The organism is Aeromonas sp. HMWF014 (genome assembly GCF_963878295.1).
Classification (GTDB): domain Bacteria; phylum Pseudomonadota; class Gammaproteobacteria; order Enterobacterales; family Aeromonadaceae; genus Aeromonas; species Aeromonas popoffii.
Genome location: NZ_CAWNYS010000396.1, coordinates 1 through 1108 on the forward strand (window position 1 = coordinate 1; position 1108 = coordinate 1108).

1 protein-coding gene is annotated in these 1108 nt (G+C 60.2%); it reads left to right on the top strand.

All coding sequences use genetic code 11. The features are described from left to right. Positions 1–954 (top strand): hypothetical protein (locus AAC083_RS16075; protein WP_108537130.1); only part of this gene is annotated, 954 nt, incomplete at its 5' end. Between the last annotated feature and the right edge of the window lie 154 nt (positions 955–1108).

Here is a 1108-nt window from a genome sequence, read left to right on the forward strand (position 1 = left end):
ACCTTTATCTACTACCCCGGCATGGAGGTTCGCGACGAGCTCTGGCTCAAATTTGCCCTGCTCTATCTGGAGCGACTCGCCTTCGTCTTTACCGTCAGTGAACAGAGCAGCCTCACCGTCCTGCTCCATACCCTGGAAGAGCAGACCGATCTGCTGGCAAAGCGGCCTGAGCCAAGCTTCTTTGCAGACATCACCCCGCAACTGGAGAGCCAGATCAGCGGCCTTGTCGCCCCCGATTTTGTCCGCCACAAGGTGTTTGGCAACAAGGCGCTCATCACTCGCTGGCGCCAACCTACCAACCACGACTGCTTCTGCCCCGCTCAGGCCGGCCTTGAGCGGCTACACAGCTTTTGCCTCGCCCACGGCTTTGCCACGTCGGATGAGGGAGGGGTCAGGATGGCGCGACGCTTTGCCAATCTGCTCTCCATGCGCCTCGCCCGTGAATGGGCACTCGCCAATGAGGGTGCGCTCATCACGGATCACGACTATCTCGACCGCCTGCTGCACCTGCTGGAGTCCCGCTACCACAACCGGGGCGGTCAGGATTGCTTCCACCTCGAGATACCATTGCAAGTGCCCACTCACCTGAGCGACATCCCGTTTGCCGAGCTGATTGCCCTGCGTGCTCGCAGCGGTTTTCGCCAGCAACTGTCTGAACTCCATCAAGCCTTCGATGCCATGCTCACCATGCTCGGCAGTGCCTATGCCGACCCGACGGCTCTGACCCGTTTCGAGCAAGCACAACAGGGGTTCAATCAGCTGCTGGGACCAGAGACCCACAGCCTGCCGCTCACCACCCTGGTCAGCACAGGCCTGCCTGCCATGGCGATGATCCATCAGCTCAAGGCGAGCCACCCAAAGAGCCGCCTGATCTTCCATCCCATCAAGAAGAGTCATTTCCACCAGCGCAAGAGCCAGCACTTCTTCACCCGGTTGGGGCAAGTCAAATCCTGAGCCAACCGGCAGCCCATATGGCCCAACGGGATCAGCTCAAAGCCTGATCCCGTCTTGGTGACATGAGGCGCCGTCAATATTCTGGCGCTCGGCCAGCGCGAACCCGTCGCCCTCTCAGGAGGGGTTTTCCAGCCGAAATTCGACTCTATCGCTG